The following is a 23975-nucleotide window of genomic DNA, read 5'->3' as shown; positions in this document are numbered from 1 at the left end:
TCGGCCACCCCATCCTCGGCGACCCGCTGTTCGACCGCACCGCCGCCTTCCCCCGCACCCACCTGCACTCCTGGCAGCTGCGCTTGGACGCCGACTGGCTCACCCCACCGGTCCTCGACGTCCGGGCCACCCCCGGCCCCGCCCCGCGCCCGCGGGGGCCCCCGCCCCACTTTGTTTTTCCCCCCCTCGCCCGGCCCCCCCCCGGGGGGGGGGGCCCCCCCCCCGCGTGCGCGATTCACTGACGCGCCAGCCACTCCGCGAGCGTGGTGGACGCGAGTTGGGCACCCGCGCCGGGCAGCAGGCTGTCCGGCCCCAGGATCGCCCCGAAGTACCGGGCCTGGGGATCGGTGACCACCTCGCGCGGATCGGATCGGGCGGTCAGCACGGTGCGGATCCACTCGTCGAGACCGAACGCCTCCGGTCCGCCGATCTCGAGGGTCCCGCCGACCGGCTCGCCCACGGACGTGCGGCCCACGACCGCCGCGACGTCGTCGGCGGCGATCGGTTGCACACCTCCGTGCGAGAGCCGCACCACACCGTCGGTGGTCGCCGCGTCGGCGATACCTCCGGCGAACTCGAAGAACTGCGTCGCGTGCACGAGCGAGTAGGGCAGGCCGGAGTCCTTGATCAGGCTCTCCTGCGCCACCTTGGCCCGCAGGTAGCCCGACTCCGGCAGCCGCTCGGTGCCCACCACCGACAGCGCGACATAGTGGCCGACGCCCGCACCGTTCGCGGCGTCGATCAGGTTGGTGGTCGACGTGCGGAAGAAGGCCATCACATCGTCGTCGGCGAACGACGGCGAGTTGGAGACGTCGATGACGACATCCGCGCCCTGCAGCACCTCCTTCACGCCCTCGCCGGTCAGCGTGTTCACACCCGTGTTGGGCGAGGCCGCGACCGCCTCGTGACCGTGCTCGCCCAGACGGGTGACGACCTTGGCGCCGATGAGCCCGGTACCACCGATAACGACGATCTTCATCTACTTCCCTTTCCGTTGTGGTGCTGTTGCGGGGCGACGAGCCTCCCCTGTAAGGAGGACAGGACAGACCGCGAATTCGTGACGCGCTCGTGCGCGGCGGCCGTGTCCCGCCACGACGACCTCATTCCCGCTGTTCGGGGGGCACGTACTCGAAAGTCGGACCCGCGGTGGTGCGGCCGTCACCGCTCGGCATCGTCATCAGGGCCTGGGCCTGTGACTTCAGCGCGTACATCGCCCCGACGACCTCCCGCATCTGGGCGGGGTTGCCGTTGAAGGTGTCTTCCAGCAGGTACAGCAGCAGGCAGTAGGTGTTGTCGAACTCCTGCTGTGCCAGCCGCACCGGGCTGCCCTCCGGGTAGTCACCGCTGCGCGGGTTGGGGCGCATCGGCAGCACCCCGTCGAGATCCAGCGCGATCGGCTCGCCGGTCGGCCCGGTCTGCGGGGTGTCGCCGGGCTGGAACCGCCGACGTTCCGTCAGTTCGACGAACCGGTAGTAGTGGGCGACCTGATCACGCTCGGGGTGGAAGACGTCCTTGTCGCCGTCCCACACCTGGGTGTGGGCGGCACCCTCGCCCTGTTCGACGATCTCCGCCAGCGCGGCCAGCGCGGACTTCAGATCGTGCACCGGAATGACCTGTCCCCCACCACTGTTGAAGTGCATCTCCGCGAGCTGACGATGCGGATCGCCGCAGAAGACCGCGTCCTCGCCCAGCGTGTCGGTCAGGGTGCGCAGTCCCGATTCGATCGCCGCGTAGAACTGCCCGATCGTGTGGTAGCCCTGCGGTTCCGGCGGCGCCTCGACCGAGGCGGGCTTCTCGATGCGCGCGAACTGTTCCAGCGCCGCCGGCCCGAACGGCAACAGGCTGATGCGCACGGACGGGTCCCCGTGGGGCAGTGAATGCGGATACTCGGGCAACAGCTGCGGCGCGTCGAGCTGCGGTGCGCCGCCGACGGCGTTGAGCAGGTTGGCCGCCAACGCCAGGTGCAGCATCTCCTCGACGAATACACTGCTGATCACCTGTGCCGCTTCGGCATTGCGTCCCGGCACGAGCGAGTACAGCGCGCACAGGTAGGGCGGTATGGTCGCGTGCTCGAGCTCGATCGCCCACTGCAGGTGTCGGCGCAGATCATCGAGTGAATCGATGGCGGGCGTGCCTGTGTCCATACGGAACCTCGTCTCGGCAAAGTCGGCGGAGTCTGTCGGTAGCTAGGACAGGGCAGGTCGACGATTCGTGACGAGCGCTCACCGGCGAGGCCCTATGGGGTGGTCCGTGCTCCGCGGGATCGTTCGTAAGATCCTGCTGACATCTCGGTGAGGAGACAGCATGGCGGTCACACCCGGTCTCGGTCTGGCCCTGCTCTGCCTGGCGCTGGTAGCCGCCGCGGCCCTGCTCTACCGGCTGACCCATCTGGGCGCACCCACCGTGGTGCCCGCGGCGGCGGGTCGAGCCGTGCTGCAATTGGGTCTGATCGCGCTGGTCCTGGCCGCGGCGGTACGGCAGGTGTGGTCGGCGGCGTTCGTCCTGGTGGTCATGTTCGGGGCGGCGGCGTTCACCTCTGCCCGCCGCGCGGAGGCGGGGCGGTCGGGAGCGTGGCTGGCGCTGGCGATCGCCGCGGGTATCGGCGCGGTGCTGCCCGCGACCCTGCTCAGCGGAGTCGTCCCGATCGATGGGGTCGCGCTGGTGGCGATCGGCGGGATTCTGCTCGGCGGCACCATGACAGCGACCTCGCTGGCCGCGCGGCGCGGCCTGGACGCCATCACGCAGCGCCGGGGCGAGGTCGAGGCCGCGTTGAGCCTGGGATTCGGCGACCGGACCGCCCGGCTGCTGGTCCTCGACAACACCGCGACCGACGCGCTGATACCGGGCGTCGACCAAGCCCGCACGGTGGGATTGGTGACCCTCCCCGGCGCTTTCATCGGCGTACTGCTCACCAGTGGGTCGGCCCTTCAGGCCGGCGCGGTCCAGATCCTGGTCCTCATCGGCCTGATGCTGTCGCAGGCCTGCGCGGTCGCGGTGACGATCGAACTGGTCGCGCGATCACGAGTCCACCGTCCACGCTGAGTACCGCACTGGCACAGAGTGATACGAACGATGTCAGTCTGTCGTGGTGGCCGGTTCGAAGGTGGCGAGCAGCCGTTCGAGGGCTGCCTGGTCGGGGCCGAGGAAGCGGTCCGCGTCCGGTGCCGCGGCCAGCATGTCCAGGAATTCGGCCGTGCGGCCGAGCGCGGGTGGCAGGTGGGTGCCGAGGATCATGGCCGGGTCGAATGTCCGTACCGCGGCGAGGGTGTCGAGGTACTTCGCCGGGTCGACGGTGTGTACCCAGGGACTGTCCACGGTGGCCCACAGCAGCTGACGGTCGCGCAGTTCATTCTTGCCGACGTAGCCGACGTCGGGGCAGGTGGCGAGCTCAGCGGAGGGCATCGGCGCGCCGAAACAGTCCGAGCTGAAGTATGCACCGGTGTGCTCGTCGTAGCAGCCGGTGGTCGACGGGTTGTCGAACAGCGGTGGCCGGAACGCGGTCAGCGTGCGGTCGCCGACGTCGAGTGACTGCCCGGGATTGAGCAGGTAGACCCGGTCCATCGGCAGCGGATCCGCCATCGACATGATGCCCAGACCGAGGAATGTCGTGATCACCCGGGCGCGGGGCGCGGCGTCGAGCAGCTCCCGCAGCCCGCCGGTGTGATCGCGGTCCGGGTGGGTGATCCAGATCCACTCGACGTCGCTCGGGTCCAGCACCGAGTCGAGCGCGGTCAGAAAGCCGCGCCCGGGCAGGCTGAGCCCGGTATCGATGACGACAGGTTCGGTCGCGTGCAGGACGAACGCGTTGACCGGGACGAACCCGATTCCGGGAACCCGCTGACAGTCGGCCAGCACGCTGATGTCGGCTCCGATCTTGGTGATCTCCATGGGATCTCACTCCTCGTCAGCGAAGTCGATACGGATGCGCCAGCGCACGATGGCGGACAGATCCTCGACCGTCGGGGTATGGCCGCGGGCGACCTTCAGCCCGAGCTCGAACGGCGTCGCGCCGTTGTCCATGGCCTGCCGCAATGCCGTCCCCAGCTCCTGCGGCGTGGACCGCAGCAGGACGGCCCGACCGTGCCGGACGCGTCCCCGCGTGGTGACGGTGACCGGGACGGGATCGGTGAAGTTCAGCCGCCACCGCCGTTCGGTGAAGACCGTGGGCACGCCGTCGATGGTGTGCAGGCATACCGGCACGCGAAACGTCTTGCCGCTGTGTCTGCCGGGGAACTCCAGCAGCGCCTGCAGGGGAATGCGCCGACCCAGCCGGGGATTCGAGAGCACCCGCCGGACGAGCGGATTGATCATGCGCATGAGGGCAGGGGGTGGCGGGGCCAACCGGACCCTCGTCGTCGTTGTCGTCATCGCCGACTCCTTTGTGTCACCGACGACGTTAGGGAGGAGCGAACTGCCACGAAATACCAGAAAGCTGGCATTCCGCGGCGCGGCCGCCGGTCGTACCGTTGACTGATGAGCGCGGACACTTTCCAGCGGGCGGTCGAGAAGATCAGCCGGCTGTGCGCCGAGCCGCGTGATCTGGTGTCGCTGTGGCAGGAGTCGACCGAGGTCCTCGCCCGCGCGGTCCCGCACTTCTGGACTCCGTGCTTCTACACCCTCGACCCGGCCTCCCTGCTGATGACGAGCCACTACCATCACGGCCTCGACCAGTTTCCCAGCGAGTGGCTGGTCAGCGAGTACTACGCCGAGGACGTCAACCAACTCGCGGATGTGGCGCGCTCGAAGTCGGGCATGTCCACCCTCCACGAGCTGACCGGTGGCGACCCGTCGAACAGTCCCCGTTGGCACCGGAACATGACCATGGGCGGCGACCAGGAGCTCGTCACCCGCCTGCGCACCCGTTCCGGTGAGGTATGGGGTGCACTGGCGCTGTATCGAGAACCGCGGGCACCGATCTTCACCGATCCCGAGAAGGACTTCCTGCGCTCGATAGCGCCCCTGCTCGCCGAGGGCGCCCGCGCGGCATTGCTACTCGGGCAGGCGCGTCAGCCCGACTTCGCCGATTCCCCGGGGCTGCTCATCCTGGATCACCACGGGAACGTCGAGTCCAGCACACCCGGTGCCGCGCAGTGGCTTTCGGAACTGCCGGACGGCGATTGGGATGCCGGTCGACTGCCGTCGTCGGTACTCGCCCTCGCGGGCCGGACGCGGCGGGTGGCCGAACGCCCGCACGGCGGCGAGGTCACCGTGGTCCGAGTCCTCTCACGAACGGGCACCTGGGTCGTGCTCCACGGCGCCTGCCTGAACTCGACCGGGGATCCACGCACCGCCATCATCATCGAGCCCGCCAACCCGGGCCGCCTCTACCCCCTGCTCATGTCCGCCTACGGGCTGACCGAGCGCGAGAAGGACGTCACCCGTCTGGTCCTGCAGGGTGCGTCGACCTCGCAGATCGCCGCCGAACTGGTGCTCTCCGCACACACCGTTCAGCAACATCTCAAGAGCATCTTCGACAAGACCGGCGTGCACAGCCGCCGCGAACTCATCGGCAAGGTCTTCTTCGCACACTATGAGCCCCGCCTCCGCGACAACGAACACCGGGCGCGCGACGAACAGCCGCTGCGTGGAGAACCCTGGTCGAGATGATCGCGGGGACGGTGAGTCGTGGATCAGCTGGCGTTCGGTGTCACGAACCGTTCCACGTGCCGCGTTGCGCGTAGCCGGAGAGCGTGAACCGGTAGGTCGCCCGGTGGCGAGTCTCAGGCCGAGTCGAGGTCGATCCTGAAGCGGCGCGCAGGGCCATCCTCGACGTCGGTCTCGCTCGGCCGATTCGCTGTGCGTTGCCCACGGTGTCAGATCGCACTGACGAGGCAGTTCGGCTCAGCCTCGGGCAACGACCAGGCCACTCGCGGGCCGTGTGATCGAACAAGCACGAGCCCTCCGCGGCGCTCGAACGCCTATCCGTAAACATCGCCTGCCCGCGAACCGAGCGGGCGCCGATCGTCGCGGCGGAGACGAAAGCTGCAGCGGATACCGAGTGCGCCGCTGCGTCACCGTGTGCCGGACGTCCTGGACGATCCGTGCTCAGTCGGCTGCGCGGACAGTGTGTCCGATGCCCGCGGGAGGGCGGAGGACCCGATGACGGCTCGAACCGCGTTGGACAGGTGTTCGCGTCGGGCCTTCGGGGGATGTTCACCTTGTTGCAGATACCGCTTGGCGAAGCTGAACGGCATGTCGACGATAGCCAACACCAGCATGTCGACATCGTCGCGCTTTGCTCGACCCAGCAGCGCCTTGGCCAGTTGACACATCAGGTACGTGGTTTCCTGTTCGGCGTCGCGGATCTGGCCGACCATCTGTGCCGAAAGGCGCAGATTCAGTACATCTTCACGAGGCAGACGGTCCAGCAGAAGCGCGTCGTGAGGGTCTTCGACGCAGTGGTCGAACAGCGCCGACGCCAACTCGACGATGATCTCGATCGCCGGCGGATCGGCGGGCAAGGTCTTCGGCCACACCGCGTGGGTGCGGTAGATCGCACGCAGCCACGCCTGGGCCAGCATTTCATCGACGGAGTCGAAGCGGTGATAGATGGATCCGACCGGGGCACCGGCTCGAGCGGCGATCGCGGTGATCGTGGCCGCGCGCGGTCCGCGCTGAAGCACGACCTCGCGAGCGGCATCGAGCAGCGCGTCTATGGAAAACAGCGTTCTGGCCACGTGGGGAGTATCCCAGACCGCGGAGCTGGACAGGACCTCATATAGAGGATATTTTCTAGAAATGAATTTCGCACAATCGACAGTGGCGTCGGTGCCGACCCTCTCTCGACTCGACGACGTCGATGTCCTCGACCTGGGCAACGGCGAGAACGTGATCGGTCCGGGTTGGCTCGACGCCGTCGAAGCTCACCTCGACGTCGTCAGCGCCCGCAAAGGGCCTCGCGCGCTGGTTACCACGGCCAGCGGCAAGTTCTGGTCCAATGGCCTGGATCTGCAGTGGCTGATGTCCCACGGTGACCAGATTCCGGCGTTCAGCGCGCGGGTGCAGGCCCTGCTCGCACGGGTACTGACGTTGGACTTGCCGACAGTCGCGGCCATCCAGGGCCATGCGTTCGGCGCGGCGGCGATGCTGGCGCTAGCCCATGACCATCGGGTGATGCGCAGCGATCGCGGCTACGTGTGCTTCCCGGAGGTCGATATCCAGATCCCGTTCACCGACGGGATGTGCGACCTGATCACCGCGAAACTGACCCCGGCCGCCGCGCACGAATCGATGACCACCGCGCGGCGCTACGGCGGCCGAGACGCCGCAGCGGCCGGATTGGTCGACGCCGCGGTGCCGGAGAGTGAGTTGTTCGACGAGTCGCTCGCCCGCGCGCGAACGCTCGCTCCGAAGGCGGGGGCGACACTCGGTCTGATCAAGGCCAGGCTCTACCGGCACGCGGCCGCGTCGCTGACCGAACCGGGTGTTCGAGAATGACGCGCAGCGTGATGGCCTCGGACGGAGTTCGTCTGGCGATCTATGAACGCGGCGACCCCGCGGCACCGACGCTGCTGTGCGTGCACGGGTTCCCCGATGACCACAGCGTGTGGGACGGAATAGCACACGAGCTCGAGGCCACCTTTCACGTCGTGAGTTTCGATGTGCGCGGCTCGGGCGCTTCGGACGTACCGCCCCACATCAGCGCCTACAGGCTCGACCAGTTGGCCGACGACATCGACCGGATCATCGACGCGGTGGCCCCGGGCGAGCGCGTGCACCTGGTCGGCCACGACTGGGGGTCGGTGCAGGCCTGGCATGTTGCCACCGGGGCTGTCCAGCACAAGATCGCCTCGCTCAGCTCGATCTCGGGGCCGTGCCTTGACCATGTTCCCTTCTGGATCGGCGCTCGACTGGGGGCCGGGCCACAGGGGTGGCGTGAGGTACTCGGAATGTGGAAGTCCCCGCTGTATATGGGATTTTTCCAGATTCCGTGGCTGGCGCCGTTGATGTGCCGCCTCGGCGTCGTCGACGCCGTGATCAAGCTGGCCGAGCGCTTCGAAACCGGAACTCCGCCGCCGGGCAGGCGGGGTGATCGCGCCCGCGAGAACCGGGGCGGCCTCAAGATCTACTCCGCCAACCTCGGGCCACGGCTGCTGCGCCCGCAACGACGGCACACCGAGGTGCCCGTGCAGGTGCTGGCGCCGCGCGGTGACATCTTCATCACCGCTGCCAGCCAGACAGACATCGCCCGCTGGACAGCGGCACACCGAATCCGATCCGTCGAGGGCGGTCACTGGGCCCCGGCATTTCGCCCCGCCGAGATCGCCGGGTACATACGCGCGTTCGCCGATGACCAGACCGCCGCCCCTCAGACCAAAGGACCACTGCCATGACCCTGATCAATGACACCGACAAGGTCGCTCTGAGCGCACGCAACGTGAGCTGGGACTGGACCGGTCTGCCGATGCACTACGTCGACGGCAATCCCTTCGCCACCCACTACTGCAACGGCATGAACATGTTGCTGCCCGAGGGAGAGGTCTTCTTCGTCGACGTGTTCAGCAAAGCGTTGCCGCTGATCGTCGACGAGGCGGTACGGGAGGACGTGATCGGGTTCATCGGGCAGGAGGCCACCCACTCGAGCTCGCATCAGTCGCTGCTCGATCATCTTCAGCAACAAGGCCTTCGGGTCGAACCCTATCTCGACCAGGTTCGATGGTTCTTCCGCCAGCTCTTCGGAGACCGAAACTTCACCGGCCGACGCAAACAAGCATGGCTGCTCGAACGCGTGGCCATCGTCGCAGCGCTGGAACACTTCACGTCCTACCTGGGTAACTGGGGGCTCAACGCCCGCGGCTGGGACCACACCATCGAACCGCGGGTGCTGGATCTGTTCCGCTGGCACCTGGCCGAGGAAGTCGAACACCGCCACGTCGCCTACGAGCTCTACACCCACCTCGACGGCCGCTATTGGCGCCGAGTCCGTGCATGGTTCCTGGCCGCCCCCACGCTCGCGATCCTGTGGATCCGCGGGATCCGCTACCTGATGTCGGTCGACCCCGAACTGGCCGATCACGATCGGCGGATTCGATTCCGTGACGTGCGATCAGCATGGCGACGAGGGCTCATGCCCAGTCCCGCCAGCCTGGCGGCGATGTTCGTCGAATACCTCCGTCCCTCCTATCACCCCTCCCGATACGGCTCGACCAGCCAAGCCGTCGCCTACTTGGCGTCCTCACCCGCCGCACGCGCCGCAGCCCACTGAAAATCACCACCGGAGTCCACTGTGTCCTCATCTCGCTCCAGGCAAGTGCCGGCGTCGCTGACCCGACCCGGTAGACCGGACAGGCTGATGTCGGCCTACCGTTTGGCCACCCATCCCTTCGCGGCCCTCGTCGCCCGCACCAAGATCCCCACCGCGAAGCACATCGATCGCGACCTCACATTGGTCGTGGCCAGCGCCGATCTGATCGCCGACGGCGTGGTCGGACTGCGCCTGGAATCGGCCGACGGCTCACCGCTGCCGCGCTGGCACCCCGGCGCGCACGTGGACCTCGTGTTGCCCTCGGGCAAACAACGCCAGTACTCGCTGTGCGGGGATCCCGCCGACCGCAGCACTTACCGTATCGCCGTGCGCCGCATCGCTGACGGCGGCGGCGGATCCGTCGAAATTCACGACTCGCTGCCGGTCGGCACCGCGTTGATCGCACGCGGACCACGGAACGGCTTTCCTTTCGCCTACCCACATCTCGCCCGAGCTGATATCTCCCGCGTCACCTTCATCGCCGCCGGTATCGGAATCACCGCGATCTGGCCCATGGTGGCCGCCGCCGCGGCCGCCGGCGTGGACTGGCAGCTGACCTACCTCGGCCGTACCGAAGACACCATGGCCTTGCTCGACGAGATCAGCGTCTTGGACGCGCGGCGGGTGCGTATCCACACCGGTACGCGACTCGATACCGAGGAGCTTCTCGCCGACGTCGACGCGCGGACCTCGGTGTATTTCTGCGGGCCCTCGGCCCTGCTCCACGACGTTCGCGCCACCCTCGATCAGCGCCCCCATGCGGGTTTTCATTTCGAGCGCTTCTCACCAGCGCCGGTTCTCGGCGGGCGGGCATTCCAGCTCCGTCTGAACCGCTCCGAAGGCACGGTCGCAGTCGCTCCTGATGAGTCGGCGCTCACCGCTGTGCGCAGCGTGCTACCCGAAGTCGCATATTCCTGCCAGCAGGGGTTCTGTGGAACCTGCCGGGGGGGGGGGGGGGCGGGGCGGGGGGGACGGAGCGGGGGGTTGGGGGGGGGGGGGGGGCCCGGGGGGGCCTGGCCACCCGGCGGGGCCTTCGGCCTTCGGGCGCGCCCCCCGACTCCATGCTGATCTGCGTCGACCGCGCCGCATCCGAGACTCTCACCGTCGACCTCTGACCGACGACCGCTACCGACCTTCATCCCCCAAGGACCGGCGACGGCACCTGCGAACCGTCGCCGAAGGGCGCCCCGCACGCCGGGCCGAGCCGCCCCCGGATACGGGCGGGCGGGGCGCCCACCCACGTTGCCTGCGCCATCGACCGATACTTCGTACCCCACCGGCCTGAATCGAGAATCAGCTGCGTCGGCCAGTCGCGGTCAGACGCTGCGCGATTGCTTCGATTTGCTCCAGATGACGCTCGTCGACCCTGCCCGATGCGGTCACCGCGGAGATCAGGCATCCCCGCAGCGCTGCGGCGGTCATCTGAGCAAACCCCTGATCCTGCCCGGTCGGTGCACCGGCGGCGGCGATGCGCTCGGCAAGGAGGCGCATCAGCGGGTCCTCGGCGCCACCGGTGGTGCCGAGGAGCACGGCAGCTTCGATCGGATCCTCGTACGAGCGCGCCACAATGCGAATGATCGTCGGCAGATCTTCGGGAGTCCGGTCCCGTAGCTGCTCGTCGAGCCGGTCGGCATGACGTTCGGCCAGGCCGTGGACCACGGATTCGATCGACGGGAAATGCTTGTAGATCGTCGGACGAGGCCAACCGAGATCTGTGGCGAGCTGCTGCATCGTCAGACCCGCCAACCCGCGGTCACCGATGATCGCGTGCGCCTGGTCGAGAACCTGCTCGACCCGTGCCTTCGAGCGCTTCTGGCGCGGTTGACGCGGCAAACGCGCCGCGATGGGACAGTCCACATCCACCAACCTCACCGCACACCATCCTCTCCCCGACTGCCGAGATCCTCACTCTACCGACGTTCCCAAAAGGGAACATCTGTTGCCTTTGAGCAATCTCCGTGCTACTCATAAAAGTGACAGGTGTCGCCTTCTGGATCGGAGAACCGCATGCCGCACAGCACCATGACGCTGCAGGATCAACTAGAGCTTCGATGCGGCCAGACGCTGCCGAACCGAATGATGAGATCCGCGTTGAGCGAAGCGCTGTGCGGTGATGACCATGGGCCCTCCCGGCGCCTCGAACGCGCCTACGACCGGTGGAGCGCCGGCGGGTTCGGTCTCGTCATCACCGGGAACGTGATGGTCGACCGACGGCATATCGGTGAGCCCGGCAACGTCGTTGTCGAAGACGATCGGCACCAGGCCGGGCTGCGTCGGTGGGCAGCGACATTCGCTCACGTCGCCACGCCCTTGTGGGTCCAGATCAACCATCCGGGTCGGCAGGCCAGTGCTCTGGCCAGTCGACGTAGGCCGGTCGCGCCGAGCGCGGTAGCGGCGAAAATCCCCGGCGCCGTCACCCCACGAGCCCTGCACGACAGCGAGATCCGGGAGATCATCGACCGCTTCGCCCGGACCGCAGCGGTGCTGGAAGCCGCCGGATTCGACGGGGTCGAGGTACACGGAGCTCATGGCTATCTGGTGACACAGTTCCTGTCACCACTGGCCAACCAGCGTGATGACCACTGGGGCGGCGATCCGCGGCGGCGACGCCGGTTCCTCCTCGAGATCATTCGCGCCATCCGCGGGTCTGTCTCGCCCAGCTTCGCCGTCGGTGTCAAGTTGAACTCCGCGGACTTCCAGCGCGGCGGATTCACCGAAGACGAATCCCGCGATGTCATCCGAGCGTTGGCGGACGAATCGATCGACCTGCTCGAGATCAGTGGGGGTAGCTATGAGGCTCCCGCGATGCTCGGACAGTCCTCGCAACGCACCCAGGACCGCGAAGCGTACTTCCTGGAATACGCCCACACCGTCCGCGACCTGGCCGGTGACCTACCGATCGCGGTGACAGGTGGCTTCCGCAGCGGTTCGGCGATGCGCGGCGCGATCGGCTCCGGCGATTGCGACATCGTCGGGCTCGGCCGATCGGCATGCTTGGTGCCCGATGCCGCCGAGGCGATCCTGACCGGCCGGACGGACCGACTCGAGGTGGCACGCACCCAGTTCGGGCTACGCCGCGCCCTCGGTGCTGTGACCGATCTCGCACCACTGGACAACGCGCTCGACATGCAGTGGTACACCGACCAGATGCACCGACTCGGCGCCGGAAAGGACCCTGATCCGCACCGGCCGTGGTGGCGCACCGCCGCATCGATGTCGCTGCGCAACGGGCCGGGCGCGTTTACGCCCAAGCGTTCCTGACAGAGACCGGCGAGTCGCCGCCGAATCGCTCGATGAAGTTGTCCCGACCCCTGAATGAGGATGTACTCGATGACTAGTGCCGCGGCCCCACAGCAGGCCAGATGAGGCGATTACAGCTCGGAATGAAGGTCCTCGGTGCGGCGATGGCCGTGTTCTTCGGAGCAGCCGCGCTCGGCCTTCTGCTCGATGTAGATCCACTCCTCGCCGAGGATTCCGGAACCCTCGGAAGTCTGCTGGCCTGGACCGCCCATGGCGGCAACGAGTACCTCTACATGCTGTCGGTCATCTACGTTTGTTGGGGAGCATACGTGTGGGCAGCATCGAATGATCCCATCACGAATCGCTTCTTCATCGACTTCACCATCGTCACGAACTTCGCGCATATGGGCGTGATGGCCCTCATGGCAGCCGTAGACAGCTCCCATAGCATGCATTTGATCGGCGATATTCCCCTCGGGTTCACCCTGCCGATCGCTCTGACGATTTTGTGGCTACCTGTCCGACGTTCCATCTACAGATGACGGCAACTATTTCGACGGACGTCGGCCGCACGGCACGCCACCAACTTCACCCCTCGCAAGAACCACGATGAGATACGGAGGCCGTGATGAGTACACACACAGGGTGGTCGAAGTGGCGACTGCTTCAATCGTTCGGCAGATACATCGCCAACCCGCTGGTAGCCCTGGCCCGGACATTCGGGATGGAAACCCGCTTGGCTGCCGAGTTGGAGACAGTGGGCCGCAAGACCAACCAGCGTCGAACTGTTCCGGTTGCGATATCCGAGGACTCCGCGGGAGCGTGGATCGTGTGCATGCACGGGACCAAGTCCGGTTGGGGCGCCAATATCTCTGCGAACCCGCAGGTTCAGCTGAAGATCGACGGGCGATGGAAGCAGGGCATTGCCGAGTTTCGCTATGACGACGACGCGCAGCGAAGGTTTTACTCGATTGCGTCGAATACGATGCTGAGCCGATCGACTTACCGCACGCTGAAAACGTCCCCTGTTAGCGTCAGAGTCACATATGTCAGTTGAGTTGGCGGCCGAAGCGGCAGTGCGGGCTGCCTCGATCACTATCGGAATTCCGAGTCGGCGCGAAGATGACGCCGCGCCGCTCACACGCGGATCATGGTGGCGTCGTAGGCAGCCTCGGCCATGTCCGGACGATCCGGATCGGGCAACCAGGTGCCGGTGATCACCGTACCGTCGGTGCTGATCGTGCCGGTGTAGGTCATACCGAGACCCGAGTGAACGAGCCGGTCTCCCTGACGGATCCATCGGTAGTCGAGTGGGGCGCCGGTGCCGGAATACACGTGCGCGGCGAAGCCCGCGCTCGCATCGTCGGGCCAGATCAGTTCCAGGCTGCGGATCTCGGTGTCGCCGACCCGCATGGTGCCGAGAAGCTGCAGTAGCCCGCCGTCCAGGACGCGGGTGACGGTGACCGCCCCGGTGATGTCGTCGTGGTCGGATCTGTGGGTGCGCCCGGTGAGTTCCCAGGCGCCGAGCAGGACATCGAGATCATCGAGAGTCATGGTTCTTTCCTCCTCGCGTAGGTGTCCGGCCCGACTGGGCCTTCTCACTCCTAGGTCGAACGGGAGGAACCCGGATCGACACCCGTGTCCTGCTCACAGGGAATCGAGCTGAGCCTCCATGGCGGGGAACCGTTTCACCTCGGGTGCATCGATGATGTGCCCGCGCACCACCACCATTTCCGGCCTGGCCAGCGCACGGAATCCGTCGAGCGGGTTCGCGCCGAGCACGACCAGGTCGGCGGCCATGCCGACCTCGATCGCGCCGGTGACGTCATCGACCCCGAGGATCCGGGCATTGACCTGCGTGGCCGCGTTGAGCACCTGCGCGGTGCTCAGACCGCCGTACCGCACCAGCAGGTCCATTTCCCGCCAGATGTCGTAGTGGGTGGAAAATGTCAGCGCGGAATCGCTGCCCATGCCCATGACCACCCCGTTGGCCTGCGCGTCGCGAATTCCGGCGAGCATCTCGTCGAGCACCAGCTCGGCGTTGGCGTGCACCACGTCGTCGATCGTGGTGACCGAACGGTCCAGTTTCACCAGCGGCACAGCAGCCAACAGGGTCGGGATCACTGCGGAGTAGCCACGCAGCGAGCGCTGGTTGTCGGTGTAGAGCTCGATCATCTCCTGGGTCATCCCCGCGCCGTGTTCGATGGTGTCGACACCCGCGCGCAGGGCGAGGAGAATCCCCTCTTTGCTCTGGGCGTGTGCCGCGACGAGAACGCCTGCGCTGTGGGCTTCTTCGCAGACGGCCGCGATCTGGGTTTCGGTCATCTCGGGTTTGCCCGCGTAACCGACCCGTACCGCATCGGTGACGCCTGCGGTCGCCGATACCTTGATCGCGTTGGCGCCGTTGCGCAGGTTGATCCGCACATTGCGTCGCGCTTCCTCGGGTGAATCGGTGATCAGCGCGATCTGCGGGGCGCCGTGACCACCCGGAACGGCGAGCAAGGGGCCCGACGCCTGCACCCGCGGACCGATGCGTTCACCCCGCTCGATCGCGTCACGTTCGGCCACCACCTCGTAGGCCACGTCGCCGACGCTGCGCAATGTGGTGACACCGCTGTTCAGCTGGGTCGCGACATTGCGTTCGGTCCGGCCGGCGAGCATGCGCCTGCCCAGTGGCCCACGGAGGAACCGCATCGTCAACGGTTCGAGAAACTTGTTGGCGTAGATCGAGGGCAGCGGCCTACCGTCGGCGAACAGATGCGCGTGCGCATTGATCAGGCCAGGGATCACGTACCGTCCACTGATATCGATCACGCGGCAGAAGGCGGGGACCTCGACCTCGTCGGCGGGGCCGACCCGCTCGATGTCACCCCCGGCACCGATGACGATCGTGTGGCCGGTCGAGACCGTGCCGTCCCTGTCGCCGAGAACCAAAGATCCGTTCACAAGGGCCGCTGCACTGGTCACCAGCGGGATGGTATCCCGGTCAGAGGGCATCGCGGGCCGACACACCAACGCCCACCCACAGCGGAATTCCGGCTCAGCCGCGGAGTCGTCGATGAATCGACCGGAAACGAGTACAGCCGAACAAACACTGGGGAAGGAACGTGCGATGTCTGGAAAGAGCGAGCACGACGACGAGAAATCCAAAGATCCGAAAGGCGACCGCCCCGGCCCGACAGATCAGGGCAAGGACGGCGGGATGGCCACGCGCGAACTGGCCCCCGAGACAGCCGAGACCCCAGGTGCGCAGGAACCGCCGGATTGATGGTGATCCGGCGGGCCGGGATCAATGTCCGCGCGGATCCGTGAGTCGCAATCCCTCGCCGGCCTTGACCCGGCGGTGTTCGAGCAGCAGCCAGGCGATCCCGGCGCCGGCGAGAGTCACCGTGGCGATGGCGCTGATCGTCGCCCAGCCGGCGAAGCCGTATCCGGTGGCGGTCAGGCACAGTCCCAGCGCGATGATCCCCATCGCGCACAAGACGATTCCGGGAAAGTTGTAGCCGTCTTCCAGGGCCTCGCCCGCGTGGCTGCGGGTGGTGCGCGCGTGGTCGGGGAACTCCTCGCCGTGCGCTTCCGCGCGCTTCACGACGGGACGATCGTGCTGATTCGACGATGCCATCGGGTCTTCCCTCCGGTCGATGGTGTCGGGGCGACGACACCCGACCGGCCTGGGGCCGGGTCATCGCGTCACCGCGGCGGTCGCTGGCGCGACCTTCGACCGGGCGATACCCGAGCGCGCCCCGCCGAAACAGCAGGACCGGCTCTCACGCGCCGGCACCCTCGCGCGCGATCTGCGCGGTGGCCTCGGCTTTGATCCGCTCGAACTGCTCGCCCATGCGCGTGGCGAGCGCCTGCGCGGCGGACAGCGGACGCACCATCACCATGAAGTCGTCGATCCGGCCCTCGGCGTCGAAGTGCAGGAAGTCGCAGCCGGTGACCTGCTTGCCGTCCACGCTCGCCTCGAACACCAAGGCGTGATCACGCCCGTCGGCGGAAGCGATCTCACGCACGTAGTGGAAGTCCTCGAACACCCGGATCACCGCGCGCAGGATGGCCGCGGTGATCGCTTTGCCCGGATACGGCTTGAACGCCACCGGGCTGGTGAACACCACGTTCTCGGCCAGCAAGGCCTCGATCGCGGCTTCGTCGCGCGCCTCCACGGCCAGTCGGAAGGGATGCATTCCCTCACCTTTCATAGTCAACTTATTGATTAGGTCTTGTTGACCGTAGTCACGTTCATGCGGCACGTCCACCCCTCCAAAGACAAATAATTGAATAATCGCGCTAGATGGTAAATTGTCGGGGTGGCACTACGGAACGCGATATTGGCCGCCCTGCTCGACGGCGAGGCATCCGGCTACGAGCTGGCCAAGAGTTTCGACGCCTCGGTCGCGAACTTCTGGATGGCCACACCCCAGCAGCTGTACAAGGAGCTCGACCGCATGGCCACCGACGGGCTCATCGAGACCCGGGTGGTGCAGCAGGAACGCCGGCCCAACAAGCGGCTGCACACCATCACCGCGGCCGGACGCGCGGCGCTGCGCGAATTCATCGCCGCGGCATCCAAGCCCACTGCGATCCGCGACGAGATGATGGTCAAGGTCCAGGGCATGGACGCCGAAGACGCCCCCGCGGTGCGCGCGGCAGTGGCCGAGCGCAGGGAATGGGCGGCGGCGAAACTGGCCCGCTACGAACGGCTCCGGACCCGGCTACTGGATGGCCGCAGCGAACAGGCCTACCTCGCCGAGGCCGAGCGCATCGGCCCCTATCTGACGCTGCTGCGCGGAATCTCGTTCGAACAGGAGAACATCCGCTGGGCCGAGTTCGCCCTGGCCGCGATCGACCGACGCGTCACCTCGAACGTCTGAACTCCGGTCGTCCAGTCCACCAGCGCGGGCGGGCCCGGCTGGCGAGGCGATCTCGCGGCGTCAGCTCGCGTCGCCTCGCCCGCTCCGGTCGAACCGGCCGGCCGCGAGTTCCGCCGCGACGGCGTCGGCCGCGGCACGGTCGGCCGTCGTCAGCGGCGCTGTCGATCGGATGGTGCGTGCCAGCACGACTGTTTCCTCGGGTGCGAACCTGCACTCGAGGAACGATTTGCTGGTCCAAGGACCGATAGCTCGGCGCACATGCTCATTCAGTCGCGGGATTCGCCTCGAGCAGTGCTTCCAGGTGCGTGCGCGACCAAGCGCACAATGCGTGCACGGTCGTCAGCAGGTCGATCCCGGCCGCCGTGAGCGAATAGTCGACGCGGGGATTGGCGGACTGGTGATCGTGACGGGCGACGATTCCGTCGGCTTCCAGCCCACGCAGGGTCTGGGTGAGCATCTTGTAGCTGATGCCGTCGACCGATCGATGCAACTCGGCGAAGCGTCGCTCGCCGAGTCCGATCGCTTCGATCACCGTCAACGCCCATTTCGTCGACAGCGTCGCGAAGATGCGGCGAGCGACGGCAGCCGCCTGCGTTTGCCGGTCGGATTCGCCGACGACCATGTGGACCTCTCACCTCGAAGTGCGTACTTACCCGCGACCGACATCGACCGTACCGTCGGGCCGGTGAAGATCCTCAAGACCTACGCCCGCCTCTTCGTCACCGACCTGGACCGAGCGCTCCCCCTCTACGAAAAGCTGGTCGGCACCCCCGCTGATCTGCGCTTCCGCTTCGAGCGGGCCGACATCGCGGCCGTCGGGGACTTCCTCGTGATCGCCGGACCACCGGACGCGGTCAGCGACTACCGCGACACCATCGGACCGGTGATCGTCGACGACCTCGACGCCGCCCAGCAGTTCGTCACCGGCATCGGCGGCGAGATCACGCACGGGCCGATCGTCTCGGCGACCGGTCAGGTGGTGTACGCGCGCCACCCCGACGGTGTTCACGTCGAATACGTGGAGTGGGCACCCGACATCCGCTCGCACGTATTCGGCTGACGAAGCCGAACTCGGCGGACGGGCCAGGGGTCGTCCGACACCGCGATGGAGTGGCGCGTGAGTATCGGCACGGCGTGCTCGTAGGCTTTCCGTATGGCACACGACGACGACCGATCGATCGACATCAAACCCCGCTCGCGTGATGTCACCGACGGACTCGAGAAAACCGCGGCCCGCGGCATGCTTCGTGCCGTCGGCATGGGCGACGAGGACTGGGCCAAGCCGCAGATCGGTGTCGCGTCCAGCTGGAACGAGATCACGCCGTGCAACCTCTCGCTCGACCGTCTGGCCAAGGCGGTCAAGCAAGGCGTGCGCGCCGCGGGCGGCTACCCGCTCGAATTCGGCACGATCTCGGTGTCCGACGGCATCTCGATGGGCCACGAGGGGATGCACTTCTCGCTGGTCAGCCGCGAGATCATCGCCGACTCCGTCGAGACCGTGATGATGGCCGAGCGCCTGGACGGCTCCGTGCTGCTGGCCGGATGCGACAAGAGCCTGCCCGGCATGCTGATGGCCGCCGCGCGCCTCGACCTGTCCAGCGTCTTCCTCTACGCGGGATCGACCCTGCCCGGCAATGTCGACGGCAAGGACGTCACGATCATCGACGCGTTCGAGGCCGTCGGCGCGTGCATCAAGGGCTTGATCACCCGCGAGGAGGTCGACCGCATCGAGCGGGCGATCTGCCCGGGTGAGGGTGCGTGCGGCGGCATGTACACCGCCAACACGATGGCCTCGGCCGCCGAGGCGCTCGGGATGAGCCTGCCCGGCTCGGCCGCCCCGCCTGCGCCCGACCGGCGCCGTGACGACTACGCCGAGAAGTCCGGTGCCGCGGTCGTCGAACTGCTGCGCCGCGGGATCACCGCCCGCGACATCATGACGCTGGAGGCGTTCGAGAACGCGATCACCGTCGTCATGGCGCTCGGTGGCTCGACCAACGCCGTGCTGCATCTGCTGGCCATCGCCCGCGAGGCCGGTGTCGAGCTCACCCTCGACGATTTCAACCGGGTCGGCGACAAGGTGCCGCATCTGGGCGATCTCAAGCCGTTCGGCCGCTACGTCATGAACGACGTGGACAGGGTCGGCGGCATCCCGGTGGTCATGAAGGCGCTGTTGGACGCGGGTCTGCTGCACGGCGACGTCATGACCGTCACCGGCCGCACGATGGCCGAGAATCTGGCCGGGATCGAACTCGGTCTCGACGGCGAGGTCATCCGGCGCCTCGACCACCCGATCCACCGCTCGGGCGGACTCACCATCCTGCACGGCACGCTCGCACCCGAGGGCGCCGTGGTGAAGAGCGCCGGCTTCGACTCCGACGTCTTCCGCGGGACGGCCCGGGTGTTCGACGGCGAACGCGCCGCGATGGACGCGCTCGAGGACGGCACGATCGTGGCCGGCGACGTGGTCGTCATCCGGAACGAGGGCCCCAAGGGCGGGCCCGGCATGCGCGAGATGCTCGCCATCACCGGCGCCATCAAGGGCGCCGGCCTCGGCAAGGACATCCTCCTGCTCACCGACGGCCGATTCTCCGGCGGCACAACAGGTTTGTGCGTTGGCCACGTCGCGCCGGAAGCCGTCGACGGCGGCCCGATCGCCTTCGTCCGTGACGGTGACCCGATCGTCCTCGACGTCGCCAACCGCATCCTCGACGTCGAGATCGACGACGACGAACTCGCCACCCGCAAGGTCGGCTGGGAACCGCTGCCCCCCAAATACACCTCGGGCGTCCTGGCCAAGTACCGCAAACTGGTCAGCTCGGCCGCCCACGGCGCCGTCACCGGCTGACCCGCCGCGAACAGGCGTTCGCAGCTGGGGCCCCAGCTCTTGGCCGCCGATCACCGGCGAGTGTTGTCACTCGCACCACAGCTGTGGGTGGCCCGTCACCGCCGAAAGGGTGAGCGGCACAAAGTGGAGGATCCTAGGTGAGCGCCCGGCGGACGAGAGCCGGCACATCACGCTCAGACCATCGTCACCGAATGTGAGCGAGTCCGATTCCCGGACAACAGTTTTCCGTTCCCCGCAGTCGTCAGGCGGGGGCGAAGGCGAGAGGGAGTTCGGCCAGGCGCCATTCGAGCATTCCGTCGTGGAGGCGGATCGCTCGGCGACCGTGGCCGGTGAGCAGGCGCACGGCGTCGTGGGCCAGGACGCAGTACTCGCCGCGGCAGTAGACGACGATGTCACTGTCGTCGGGGAGTTCGGCGATGCGGTCGGCCAGCTGGTCGACGGGGATGTTGACCGCGGCGGGGATGTGCCCTGCCTGGTATTCCGGCGCGGGGCGCACGTCCAGGACGATGATGTCTCCGGATTCGGCGCGGGTCAGCAGTTCCTCGCGGGTCATCTCCGGGCTGTCGGCGGGACCGAGGTAGGTCTCGCGGGCCGGTGCCACGGCGGGCTGGTGGGCTTCGGCGACCTTGCGCAGCAACGCGAACAGTTGCGCCACGTCCTCGCCGGCGAGGCGGTAGTGGATGCGCACACCATCACGGCGGGTCGCGACGAATCCGGCTTGCTTGAGTGTCTGCAAGTGCGCCGACGCGGTGGTGAGGTTGAGCCCGGCAGCGGCGGCGAGCGATTCGACACTGCGCTCCCCCTGCGCCAGCAGATCCAGTAGCTCGAGTCGTTTGCCGCTGCCCAGTGCCTTACCGCTGGCGGCGAACGACTCGTACAGCGCCGCCTTCGCGGCGGTGCGATCAACACTCACGGCTCCTCCAATCATCTGTGGAATATGGTACGCGCCTGCTCAGCGGCGGGCCGACCGCCACCCAGAGTTGTCTTCCATAGAAACCTGGAATAGCCTCTACTGTATTCCATGGTTTATTGGAATATTGGCTGACGAGCGGCGACTGAGGAGTACGCGATGCCCACTGACTTCACTCTGATCCCTGTCATCGATGAGGGGCTGGGCAACTCGACCTATCTGCTCGGCCTCGGGGATGGGCGCGCAATGGTCATCGACCCGGAGCGCGACGTGCGGCGGGTGCGGACCGAAGCTCGCCGTCACGGCCTGCGGATCGCCTATGCCGTGGAGACCCACCTGCACGCGGACTTCATTTCCGGCGTACGGGAACTGGCCGAGACCGAAGGCGCCATCGTCATCGCCCCTGAAGTCGGGCCCCGCGGGTTCGATGTGACCGCGCTCGCCGACGGCGAGACCGTCACCGTCGGCGCATTCGTCCTCGAAGCGCTCGCGACGCCGGGACACTCGCCCGAACACTTGTCCTACCTGCTGCACGATGCAGATCAACAGCTGCAGGGCGTGTTCACCGGCGGCTCGCTGATGGTCGGCACCGCCGGGCGCACCGACCTGGTCAGCCCTGAGCAGACCATCCCGCTGGCCCGCGCGCAGTACCACTCACTGCGCCGGTTGATGGAACTGCCCGACGACACCCCGGTCTGGCCCACCCACGGCGCGGGCTCGTTCTGCTCGGCGGCCACCGGCACCGAACGCACCACCACCATCGGCCACGAGCGTGCGACCAATCCGCTGTTGCAGGTCGACGGCGAGGACGCCTTCGTCGAGGCCCTACTCGCCTCGCTCGGGACCTTCCCCGACTACTTCCTGCGCCTCGGCGCAATCAACCACCACGGTCCCGCCGTCCTCGGCGACTCCCCCACCCTGACCCCGCTGACCAGCGACCAGGTCAGCGAACTGATCGCTGACGGCGCGCAGGTCATCGATGCCCGCCCGGCCGCCGATTTCGCCGCAGGCCACATCCCCGGAGCACTGTCGATCACTCTGCGGCCGGTGTTCGCGACCTGGCTGGGCTGGCTCGCCGACCCCGACCGGCCCGTGATCATCGTCCGCGACCGCCCGCAGGACGGCATCGACATCGCCTGGGAGGCAGCGAAAGTCGGGTTCGACACCCTTGCCGGTGAACTCGCCGACGGGATGAGCGCCTGGAGTGGGCCGGTCGAGAAGGCGCAGCTGCTCAGCGCCGACCAGCTCGCCGCACACCCCGCACCGACCGTGCTCGATATCCGCCAACACGGCGAGTACCTCGCCGGCCACGTGCCCGCCGCCCGAAACCTCGAACTCGGCACTCTCGCTGCCCATCTGGTCGATGTTCCGGCCGGGCCGGTGGCGGTGATGTGTGGGCACGGCGAACGGGCCACGACCGCAGCCAGCATTCTGGAACGCAGTGGCCGCACCGACATCCGCATCCTGGAAGGCTCACCCGCCGACTACGCCGCCGCGCTCGGCCAGGATCTGGCGGCCCGAGCATGAGCCTGCGCCCGAGTGCGCGGACCCCCGTTCTCGGCCTGCGGGAGAACGCCGCCCAGTTCACGCTGCTGGTCGCGGTCAACGCGCTCGTCGGTGGCATGGTCGGCCAGCAGCAGACCGTGCTGCCGCTGCTGGCGAAGTCCGAATTCGGGCTCACCGGATACACATTCATCTTCACCTACGTCGCGGCGTTCGGGATCACCAAGGCGATCGCGAACTACTTCGCCGGCACGTTGTCCGACCGCTACGGGCGCAAACCGGTTCTGCTGATCGGCTGGCTGTTCGCGATCCCGGTGCCGCTGATGCTCATCGCCGCACCGAACTGGGGCTGGGTGGTGGCCGCCAACGTGCTGCTCGGCATCAACCAAGGCCTCACCTGGTCGACCACCGTCGTAATGAAGATCGACTTGGTCGGCCCGAACCGGCGCGGGCTCGCCATGGGACTGAACGAAGCCGCCGGCTACGGAGCGGTCGCGATCAGCTCCCTGCTCGCCGGATATCTCGCCGAACACTTCGGACTGCGCCCGGCCCCGTTCCTGCTCGGCCTGGCCTATATCGCACTGGCCCTGGCCATTTCGGGCCTGTTCATTCGTGAGACCCGCGACTACGCCCGCCTGGAAGCCGCCGGGCATACTCCGCGCGCCGACGGCCTGCACGACCACCTCCACGCGGATCTGACCGACCGCCAGATCGCGGTCGCGACCAGCCTGACCGAACCCGGCCTGTCCTCGGCCAGCCTCGCCGGTCTGGTCAACAACCTCAACTTCGGGCTGTCGTGGGGGCTGTTCCCCCTGCTGTTCGCCACTGCCGATCTGTCGGTCGGCCAGATCGGGTTGCTGTTCGCCCTCTACCCCGGGGTGTGGGGTGCCGGGCAACTCGTCACCGGAGCGCTGTCGGACCGGTGGGGGCGCAAACACCTCATCACCGGCGGCATGACCCTGCAAGCCGTCGCGCTGGCGATCATCGCCACCGGTGACGGGTTCACCGTGTGGGCTCTCGGTGCCATCTTGCTCGGGGCTGGCACCGCGATGGTCTACCCGACGCTGCTTGCGGTGATCGGCGATGTCGCGCATCCGCTGTGGCGCGGGCGCGCGGTCGGGGTGTACCGGGTCTGGCGCGACCTCGGCTACGCCGTCGGCGCGATCCTGGGCGGCATCGTCGCCGACCTGCTCGGCCTGCACGCCGCAGTCTGGGCCGCCGCCGCCATCAGCGCCGCCACCGCGATGATCGTCGGAGCCCGGATGTATGAAACCCATCCCCCGGCCCATCGACAACCCTCCTGACTCATGCTGTGCCGCTGTTTTCGCGCCCGGGGTCTTGCGCCTCCCCCTTTGAAAGCGC

28 protein-coding genes and 1 pseudogene are annotated in these 23975 nt (G+C 67.4%); 16 read left to right on the top strand and 13 right to left on the bottom strand.

The annotated features are described in order from the left end of the window. A pseudogene (locus QH270_RS07045) lies at nt 1-242 on the top strand (hypothetical protein); the annotation flags it as partial. Here QH270_RS07045 and QH270_RS07040 read toward each other — a convergent pair. Together QH270_RS07040 and QH270_RS07035 are read right to left on the bottom strand one after the other, a co-directional pair. Then, nucleotides 236-979: an SDR family oxidoreductase gene (locus QH270_RS07040; protein WP_280339649.1), complete on the bottom strand. Its 744-nt coding sequence runs from the start codon at nt 977-979 to the stop codon at nt 236-238. The pseudogene QH270_RS07045 and the gene QH270_RS07040 overlap by 7 nt on opposite strands. A 121-nt stretch (nt 980-1100) precedes the next feature. Next, entirely contained in the window at nt 1101-2144 is a 1044-nt protein-coding gene (locus tag QH270_RS07035; RefSeq protein WP_280339648.1) for a ferritin-like domain-containing protein, read from the bottom strand. Between the two features lie 160 nt (nt 2145-2304). Here QH270_RS07035 and QH270_RS07030 point away from each other — a divergent pair, with 160 nt between their 5' ends. Further along, entirely contained in the window at nt 2305-3042 is a 738-nt protein-coding gene (locus QH270_RS07030; RefSeq protein WP_280339647.1) for an ABC transporter permease, read from the top strand. A gap of 33 nt (nt 3043-3075) precedes the next feature. Here QH270_RS07030 and QH270_RS07025 read toward each other — a convergent pair whose 3' ends face one another. Both QH270_RS07025 and QH270_RS07020 read right to left on the bottom strand, forming a co-directional pair. Further along, the gene (locus tag QH270_RS07025) at nt 3076-3888 is read right to left on the bottom strand and encodes an MBL fold metallo-hydrolase (RefSeq protein WP_280339646.1); all 813 of its coding nucleotides are present in this window, start codon (nt 3886-3888) and stop codon (nt 3076-3078) included. Between the two features lie 6 nt (nt 3889-3894). Continuing rightward, nucleotides 3895-4368, bottom strand: a complete 474-nt coding sequence (locus tag QH270_RS07020; protein ID WP_280339645.1) for a grhN — start codon at nt 4366-4368, stop codon at nt 3895-3897. Between the two features lie 105 nt (nt 4369-4473). On the opposite strand from QH270_RS07020, the gene QH270_RS07015 reads away from it, so the two are divergent. Next, nucleotides 4474-5607: a helix-turn-helix transcriptional regulator gene (locus tag QH270_RS07015; protein ID WP_280339643.1), complete on the top strand. Its 1134-nt coding sequence runs from the start codon at nt 4474-4476 to the stop codon at nt 5605-5607. A gap of 404 nt (nt 5608-6011) precedes the next feature. Here the strand turns inward: QH270_RS07015 and QH270_RS07010 are convergent, their stop codons facing one another. Continuing rightward, nucleotides 6012-6677 (bottom strand): TetR/AcrR family transcriptional regulator, encoded by a 666-nt coding sequence (locus QH270_RS07010; protein WP_280339642.1) that lies wholly within the window; start codon nt 6675-6677, stop codon nt 6012-6014. A 61-nt stretch (nt 6678-6738) separates the two neighbouring features. On the opposite strand from QH270_RS07010, the gene QH270_RS07005 reads away from it, so the two are divergent. From QH270_RS07005 to QH270_RS06990, 4 genes are all read left to right on the top strand, one after another. Beyond that, entirely contained in the window at nt 6739-7437 is a 699-nt protein-coding gene (locus QH270_RS07005) for an enoyl-CoA hydratase-related protein (protein WP_280339641.1), read from the top strand. Then, a complete protein-coding gene (locus tag QH270_RS07000) occupies nt 7434-8333 on the top strand; it encodes an alpha/beta fold hydrolase (RefSeq protein WP_280339640.1) in 900 nt (299 codons plus the stop codon). Before QH270_RS07005 ends, QH270_RS07000 begins: the two co-directional genes overlap by 4 nt. After that, nucleotides 8330-9205: a metal-dependent hydrolase gene (locus QH270_RS06995; protein WP_280339639.1), complete on the top strand. Its 876-nt coding sequence runs from the start codon at nt 8330-8332 to the stop codon at nt 9203-9205. The genes QH270_RS07000 and QH270_RS06995 overlap by 4 nt, the downstream gene beginning before the upstream one ends. Before the next feature lie 87 nt (nt 9206-9292). Next, on the top strand, nt 9293-10312 hold the full coding sequence (locus QH270_RS06990) for a PDR/VanB family oxidoreductase (RefSeq protein WP_280339638.1): 1020 nt from the start codon (nt 9293-9295) through the stop codon (nt 10310-10312). A 225-nt stretch (nt 10313-10537) separates the two neighbouring features. Here QH270_RS06990 and QH270_RS06985 read toward each other — a convergent pair whose 3' ends face one another. Continuing rightward, entirely contained in the window at nt 10538-11116 is a 579-nt protein-coding gene (locus tag QH270_RS06985) for a TetR/AcrR family transcriptional regulator (RefSeq protein ID WP_280339637.1), read from the bottom strand. Nucleotides 11117-11251: 135 nt separating this feature from the next. Here QH270_RS06985 and QH270_RS06980 point away from each other — a divergent pair, with 135 nt between their 5' ends. The 3 genes from QH270_RS06980 (at nt 11252) to QH270_RS06970 (ending at nt 13541) form a co-directional block, all read left to right on the top strand. Beyond that, the gene (locus QH270_RS06980) at nt 11252-12505 is read left to right on the top strand and encodes an NADH:flavin oxidoreductase/NADH oxidase family protein (protein ID WP_432420311.1); all 1254 of its coding nucleotides are present in this window, start codon (nt 11252-11254) and stop codon (nt 12503-12505) included. 122 nt (nt 12506-12627) lie between these two features. Then, entirely contained in the window at nt 12628-13026 is a 399-nt protein-coding gene (locus QH270_RS06975) for a DUF6632 domain-containing protein (protein ID WP_280339636.1), read from the top strand. Nucleotides 13027-13112: 86 nt separating this feature from the next. Then, nucleotides 13113-13541 carry a nitroreductase/quinone reductase family protein gene (locus QH270_RS06970; protein ID WP_280339634.1) on the top strand — a complete coding sequence of 143 codons (429 nt, stop codon included), beginning with the start codon at nt 13113-13115 and terminating at the stop codon, nt 13539-13541. A gap of 80 nt (nt 13542-13621) precedes the next feature. Here QH270_RS06970 and QH270_RS06965 read toward each other — a convergent pair whose 3' ends face one another. Both QH270_RS06965 and QH270_RS06960 read right to left on the bottom strand, forming a co-directional pair. Then, a complete protein-coding gene (locus QH270_RS06965) occupies nt 13622-14038 on the bottom strand; it encodes a hypothetical protein (RefSeq protein ID WP_280339632.1) in 417 nt (138 codons plus the stop codon). 93 nt (nt 14039-14131) lie between these two features. Then, nucleotides 14132-15451, bottom strand: coding sequence for a metal-dependent hydrolase family protein (locus QH270_RS06960; protein WP_280339630.1), 1320 nt, complete (start codon nt 15449-15451; stop codon nt 14132-14134). Nucleotides 15452-15596: 145 nt separating this feature from the next. Here QH270_RS06960 and QH270_RS06955 point away from each other — a divergent pair, with 145 nt between their 5' ends. After that, complete coding sequence (locus QH270_RS06955; protein WP_280339628.1) at nt 15597-15752, top strand: hypothetical protein; 156 nt, start codon at nt 15597-15599, stop codon at nt 15750-15752. A 21-nt stretch (nt 15753-15773) separates the two neighbouring features. Here QH270_RS06955 and QH270_RS06950 read toward each other — a convergent pair whose 3' ends face one another. Then, a complete protein-coding gene (locus QH270_RS06950; RefSeq protein ID WP_280339627.1) occupies nt 15774-16106 on the bottom strand; it encodes a hypothetical protein in 333 nt (110 codons plus the stop codon). A 145-nt stretch (nt 16107-16251) separates the two neighbouring features. Beyond that, a complete protein-coding gene (locus QH270_RS06945; RefSeq protein ID WP_280339626.1) occupies nt 16252-16668 on the bottom strand; it encodes a nuclear transport factor 2 family protein in 417 nt (138 codons plus the stop codon). Nucleotides 16669-16791: 123 nt separating this feature from the next. On the opposite strand from QH270_RS06945, the gene QH270_RS06940 reads away from it, so the two are divergent. Further along, nucleotides 16792-17355 (top strand): PadR family transcriptional regulator, encoded by a 564-nt coding sequence (locus QH270_RS06940; protein ID WP_280339623.1) that lies wholly within the window; start codon nt 16792-16794, stop codon nt 17353-17355. A 60-nt stretch (nt 17356-17415) separates the two neighbouring features. On the opposite strand, the gene QH270_RS06935 is transcribed toward QH270_RS06940, so the two are convergent. Together QH270_RS06935 and QH270_RS06930 are read right to left on the bottom strand one after the other, a co-directional pair. Next, nucleotides 17416-17541: a hypothetical protein gene (locus QH270_RS06935; RefSeq protein WP_280339622.1), complete on the bottom strand. Its 126-nt coding sequence runs from the start codon at nt 17539-17541 to the stop codon at nt 17416-17418. Between the two features lie 76 nt (nt 17542-17617). Beyond that, nucleotides 17618-17977: a winged helix-turn-helix transcriptional regulator gene (locus QH270_RS06930; RefSeq protein ID WP_280339620.1), complete on the bottom strand. Its 360-nt coding sequence runs from the start codon at nt 17975-17977 to the stop codon at nt 17618-17620. A gap of 63 nt (nt 17978-18040) precedes the next feature. Here QH270_RS06930 and QH270_RS06925 point away from each other — a divergent pair, with 63 nt between their 5' ends. Together QH270_RS06925 and ilvD are read left to right on the top strand one after the other, a co-directional pair. Continuing rightward, the gene (locus QH270_RS06925; RefSeq protein WP_280339619.1) at nt 18041-18415 is read left to right on the top strand and encodes a VOC family protein; all 375 of its coding nucleotides are present in this window, start codon (nt 18041-18043) and stop codon (nt 18413-18415) included. 93 nt (nt 18416-18508) lie between these two features. After that, complete coding sequence (gene ilvD, locus QH270_RS06920; RefSeq protein ID WP_280339617.1) at nt 18509-20200, top strand: dihydroxy-acid dehydratase; 1692 nt, start codon at nt 18509-18511, stop codon at nt 20198-20200. A gap of 241 nt (nt 20201-20441) precedes the next feature. Here the strand turns inward: ilvD and QH270_RS06915 are convergent, their stop codons facing one another. Next, nucleotides 20442-21113, bottom strand: a complete 672-nt coding sequence (locus tag QH270_RS06915) for an ArsR/SmtB family transcription factor (RefSeq protein ID WP_280339616.1) — start codon at nt 21111-21113, stop codon at nt 20442-20444. A 156-nt stretch (nt 21114-21269) separates the two neighbouring features. Between QH270_RS06915 and QH270_RS06910 the strand changes: the two genes are divergently transcribed. Then, nucleotides 21270-22637, top strand: a complete 1368-nt coding sequence (locus QH270_RS06910; RefSeq protein WP_280339615.1) for an MBL fold metallo-hydrolase — start codon at nt 21270-21272, stop codon at nt 22635-22637. Then, the gene (locus tag QH270_RS06905; RefSeq protein ID WP_280339613.1) at nt 22634-23917 is read left to right on the top strand and encodes an MFS transporter; all 1284 of its coding nucleotides are present in this window, start codon (nt 22634-22636) and stop codon (nt 23915-23917) included. Before QH270_RS06910 ends, QH270_RS06905 begins: the two co-directional genes overlap by 4 nt. The last annotated feature ends 58 nt before the right edge of the window (nt 23918-23975 follow it).

Source organism: Nocardia neocaledoniensis (assembly GCF_029868625.1).
Lineage (GTDB): Bacteria > Actinomycetota > Actinomycetes > Mycobacteriales > Mycobacteriaceae > Nocardia > Nocardia neocaledoniensis_A.
Note: the sequence above shows the minus strand (reverse complement) of the source record. Positions and strands in the feature narration are given on the sequence as shown.

Excerpts from the sequence above, each read along its gene's own strand:
- QH270_RS07040 (WP_280339649.1), bottom strand. The coding sequence starts at position 979 with ATGAAGATCGTCGTTATCGGTGGTACCGGGCTCATCGGCGCCAAGGTC.
- QH270_RS07035 (WP_280339648.1), bottom strand. The coding sequence starts at position 2,144 with ATGGACACAGGCACGCCCGCCATCGATTCACTCGATGATCTGCGCCGA.
- QH270_RS07030 (WP_280339647.1), top strand. The coding sequence starts at position 2,305 with ATGGCGGTCACACCCGGTCTCGGTCTGGCCCTGCTCTGCCTGGCGCTG.
- QH270_RS07025 (WP_280339646.1), bottom strand. The coding sequence starts at position 3,888 with ATGGAGATCACCAAGATCGGAGCCGACATCAGCGTGCTGGCCGACTGT.
- QH270_RS07020 (WP_280339645.1), bottom strand. The coding sequence starts at position 4,368 with ATGACGACAACGACGACGAGGGTCCGGTTGGCCCCGCCACCCCCTGCC.
- QH270_RS07015 (WP_280339643.1), top strand. The coding sequence starts at position 4,474 with ATGAGCGCGGACACTTTCCAGCGGGCGGTCGAGAAGATCAGCCGGCTG.
- QH270_RS07005 (WP_280339641.1), top strand. The coding sequence starts at position 6,739 with ATGAATTTCGCACAATCGACAGTGGCGTCGGTGCCGACCCTCTCTCGA.
- QH270_RS07000 (WP_280339640.1), top strand. The coding sequence starts at position 7,434 with ATGACGCGCAGCGTGATGGCCTCGGACGGAGTTCGTCTGGCGATCTAT.
- QH270_RS06995 (WP_280339639.1), top strand. The coding sequence starts at position 8,330 with ATGACCCTGATCAATGACACCGACAAGGTCGCTCTGAGCGCACGCAAC.
- QH270_RS06990 (WP_280339638.1), top strand. The coding sequence starts at position 9,293 with ATGTCGGCCTACCGTTTGGCCACCCATCCCTTCGCGGCCCTCGTCGCC.
- QH270_RS06980 (WP_432420311.1), top strand. The coding sequence starts at position 11,252 with ATGCCGCACAGCACCATGACGCTGCAGGATCAACTAGAGCTTCGATGC.
- QH270_RS06975 (WP_280339636.1), top strand. The coding sequence starts at position 12,628 with ATGAAGGTCCTCGGTGCGGCGATGGCCGTGTTCTTCGGAGCAGCCGCG.
- QH270_RS06970 (WP_280339634.1), top strand. The coding sequence starts at position 13,113 with ATGAGTACACACACAGGGTGGTCGAAGTGGCGACTGCTTCAATCGTTC.
- QH270_RS06965 (WP_280339632.1), bottom strand. The coding sequence starts at position 14,038 with ATGACTCTCGATGATCTCGATGTCCTGCTCGGCGCCTGGGAACTCACC.
- QH270_RS06955 (WP_280339628.1), top strand. The coding sequence starts at position 15,597 with ATGTCTGGAAAGAGCGAGCACGACGACGAGAAATCCAAAGATCCGAAA.
- QH270_RS06950 (WP_280339627.1), bottom strand. The coding sequence starts at position 16,106 with ATGGCATCGTCGAATCAGCACGATCGTCCCGTCGTGAAGCGCGCGGAA.
- QH270_RS06945 (WP_280339626.1), bottom strand. The coding sequence starts at position 16,668 with ATGCATCCCTTCCGACTGGCCGTGGAGGCGCGCGACGAAGCCGCGATC.
- QH270_RS06930 (WP_280339620.1), bottom strand. The coding sequence starts at position 17,977 with ATGGTCGTCGGCGAATCCGACCGGCAAACGCAGGCGGCTGCCGTCGCT.
- ilvD (WP_280339617.1), top strand. The coding sequence starts at position 18,509 with ATGGCACACGACGACGACCGATCGATCGACATCAAACCCCGCTCGCGT.
- QH270_RS06910 (WP_280339615.1), top strand. The coding sequence starts at position 21,270 with ATGCCCACTGACTTCACTCTGATCCCTGTCATCGATGAGGGGCTGGGC.
- QH270_RS06905 (WP_280339613.1), top strand. The coding sequence starts at position 22,634 with ATGAGCCTGCGCCCGAGTGCGCGGACCCCCGTTCTCGGCCTGCGGGAG.